Annotated in this window: 3 protein-coding genes and 1 pseudogene; 1 reads left to right on the top strand and 3 read right to left on the bottom strand. The window is 73.2% G+C overall.

Going from position 1 to position 3,119, the window contains the following annotated elements:
• The 3 genes and pseudogenes from x551_RS20280 to x551_RS20290 form a co-directional block, all read right to left on the bottom strand.
• A partial coding sequence (locus tag x551_RS20280) for a PLP-dependent aminotransferase family protein (protein ID WP_036250663.1) occupies positions 1-940 on the bottom strand: 940 nt, incomplete at its 3' end.
• The gene (locus tag x551_RS20285; RefSeq protein ID WP_036231716.1) at positions 937-1,653 is read right to left on the bottom strand and encodes an amino acid racemase; all 717 of its coding nucleotides are present in this window, start codon (positions 1,651-1,653) and stop codon (positions 937-939) included. The genes x551_RS20285 and x551_RS20280, both read right to left, overlap by 4 nt.
• Positions 1,650-2,590: pseudogene (locus x551_RS20290) on the bottom strand (DMT family transporter). The gene x551_RS20285 and the pseudogene x551_RS20290 overlap by 4 nt, the downstream one beginning before the upstream one ends.
• Positions 2,591-2,686: 96 nt before the next feature.
• On the opposite strand from x551_RS20290, the gene x551_RS20295 reads away from it, so the two are divergent.
• On the top strand, positions 2,687-3,119 hold a 433-nt coding region (locus tag x551_RS20295), incomplete at its 3' end, for a GntR family transcriptional regulator (protein WP_036250666.1).

Genomic DNA, 3,119 nt, shown 5'->3' on the forward strand with positions numbered 1-3,119 from the left:
GCTGCCATTCGGCGCCGGCGGGCAGGTGCGCGCGCAGCGCCGCCGCCATCGCGTCGCGTTGCGCGGCATGGCGCGCGCGCACGGTCGGCACATGGCGATCGAGCAGGCCGTCTCGCACGACCTCGTGGACGATGCGCTGGTTGAAGCCCGGCGTGTGCAGGTCGGCCGCCTGCTTGACCTGCAGCAGCTTCGGATACAGCGCCGGCGGCGCCACCACATACCCCAGCCGCAGGCCGGGCGCGAGGATCTTCGAGAACGAGCCGAGGTAGATCGTGCCCTGCGGCCAGCGCGCGGCCAGCGGCGCCGGTGGCGGGGCGTCGAACCACAGCTCGCCATAGGGGTTGTCCTCGACCAGCGGCAGCGCAGCCGCCTGCGCCGCCGCCACCAGGGCCTCGCGACGGGCCTCCGAGATCACCCGCCCGGTCGGGTTCTGGAAGTTCGGCAGCAGGTACGCGAAGCGCGCGCCCGCGGCGCCGGCCAGGGCCTCGGGCTTCGGACCCTCGTCGTCGGAGGCGAGCGCGGCGAACGCCGGCTCGCAGGGCGCGAAGGCCTGCAGCGCGCCCAGGTAGGTGGGCGTCTCCACCGCGACCGCGCTGCCGGCATCGATCAGCAGCTTGCCGACCAGGTCCAGCCCCTGTTGCGAGCCGGTGGTGACCAGCACCTGCCCGGGTTCGACCACGACGCCGTCGTTGGCGAGCCGGGCCGCGACCCACTCGCGCAGCGGCCCGTAGCCTTCGCTCGCGGCGTACTGCAGCGCCTCCCGTGGGGTGTCGCGCAGCACCCGGGCGCTGGCCTCGCGCAGCGCCTCGACCGGGAAGCCGTCCGGCGACGGCAGGCCGCCGGCCAGTGACAGCACGCCGGGCCGTTCGGCCAGTTTCAGGATCTCGCGGATCGCGGAAGGATTCATGCGCTCGGTGCGCCGCGCCAGGGTCCAGGTCATCGGGGGTCTCCTCGAGGGGTGTCGTCGAGCATCCAGTCCAGCGCCTGCTGCACATGCAGCCACGTGCTGTCGAAGCCGGGCAGCGGCAGCGCGGCGGGATCGAGCAGCAGGCCCAGCTCGGTGCAACCGAGCACGACGCCCTGGGCACCGTCGGCGGCCAGCCGGTCGACGATCGACAGGGTCGCTTGCCGGGAGGCGTCGCGCACGATGCCGCGGCACAGCTCGTCGAAGATCAGCTGCTGCAGCGTGGCCCGGTCGGCCTCGCCCGGCACCTGCATCTCGACACCGTGGCGCTGCCGCAGGTGGTCGCGCAGGAAGTCCTGCTCCATCGTGAAGCGCGTGCCCAGCAGCCCGATGCGCGTCAGACCCGCCGCCCGCAGCGCCGCACCGATCGCGTCGCCGATGTGCAGCAGGGGCAGACCGCAGGCTTGTTGTACCGTCGGCGCCACGCGGTGCATCGTGTTGCTGGCGATCAGCAGCCCCTCGGCCCCGGCATCGCGCAATCCGCAGGCGGCCACCGCCAGTTGCTCGGCCGCAGCGGCCCAGCGGCCCTCGCGCTGCAGCGCCGCGACCGGCTCGAAGTCGAGGTTGTGCAGCCGCAGCGATGCACTGTGCAGGCCCCCGAGGCGCTGCGCGACGCCGCGGTTGAGATCGCGGTAGTAGATCAGCGTGGATTCCCAGCTCATGCCGCCGAGCACGCCGAGCGTCCTCATGCCGCCCCCCGCACCGGCATGCGCTTGCCGATGAACACCGTGGCGATCACCGCGAGCGCGAAGGCCAGGGTCAGCGCGTCGAGCCGCTCGCCCAGCAACGGCACCGCCGCCAGCATCGACACGAAGGGCTGCAGCAGCTGCACCTGGCTCACGCGCACCGTGCCGCCGAGCGCGAGGCCGCGGTACCACGCGAAGAAGCCCAGCCACATCGAGAACAGCGCCACATAGCCGAAGCCCAGCCAGGCGCCGCCGCGCACCGCACCGAAATCCACGCTGGCGGCAGCCAGAGCGTCAGCGGCAGCGTGAGCGGCAGCGCGCCGACCAGCACCCAGCAGATCACCTGCTCGGGACGCATCGCGGTCGACAGCCGCGCGCCGTAGACATAGCCGACGGAGCCGCTCGCCACCGCGATCAGCAGCAGGCCGTCGGCCAGGCTCAGGCGCCCGCCGCCCTGAAGCGCGGCGTAGCCGAGCACCAGGCCGCAGCCGGCCAGCGCGCAGATCCAGAACCCGCGCGAGGGCCGCTGCCGCAGCACCAGCACCGCGACCACCGCGGTGCCGAGCGGCAGCACGCCGGTGATGACGGCGGCGTGGATCGCCGCCACCTCGCGGAGCGCCAACGCCAGGAACAGCGGGAAGCCGATCACGACACCGCTGGCGGTGACCGCGAACTCGCGCAGCTGGTGTCGCTGCGGCTGCGGCGCGCGCGCGACCCACAACCACAGCGCCGACAGCAGCCCGGCCACCGCAGCCCGCCCGGCGGTGACGAACAGCGGTGTGAGCTGCGGGTCGCCGACATCGCCGACCGCGAGCCGCGTCATCGGCGTCGTGATCGCGAAGATCACCACCCCCAGCAGCCCGAGCCACAGGCCGCGCACTTCGTCGCGGTGGCGGGCGGCAGAACCGGCGGCATTCACGGGCAGGGCTTGTATCGGCATGCGAAAGCACTGTACGCTTCGAACCAATACACCAACAGTACAGAATCTCGCATCAACTACCGATCTGTACTGGCGCTCCCGACGACACACGCCGCCATGCTGACCCGTGACGCCACCACCACGCTGACCGAGCAACTCGCCGAGCGCTACGCCGAGCGCATCCGCAGCCGCCTGCTGGCGCCCGGCGCGCGGCTGCCGTCGGTGCGCGACTGCGCGCAGCGGCACGGCGTGAGCCCGCACACCGTGGTGGCCGCCTACGACCAGCTGCTTGCCCAGGGACTGATCGAGGCCCGTCGCCAGCGCGGCTTCTTTGTGCGCAATGCCGTCGCGCCGGCACGCAGCGCGCGTGCCGCGGCCCCGGCGGAAAGCCGTCCGGTCGCGCCGGTCGACGCAACGGCCTTGATCCGCAGCATGTTCCACCACCCCGGCACCCGGCCCTCGCCCGGCCTGGGCACGCTGCCGCCCGAGTGGCTGGATCTCTCTCTGCTCGGCGGCGCGCTGCGCCGCGTGAGCCAGGGCGACGGGCTGG

This window comes from Methylibium sp. T29 (assembly GCF_000576205.1).
In the GTDB taxonomy this organism is placed as follows: Bacteria; Pseudomonadota; Gammaproteobacteria; order Burkholderiales; family Burkholderiaceae_C; genus Methylibium; species Methylibium petroleiphilum.

Coding starts and splice junctions, on each gene's coding strand:
- x551_RS20285 (WP_036231716.1), bottom strand. CDS start 1,653: ATGAGGACGCTCGGCGTGCTCGGCGGCATGAGCTGGGAATCCACGCTG.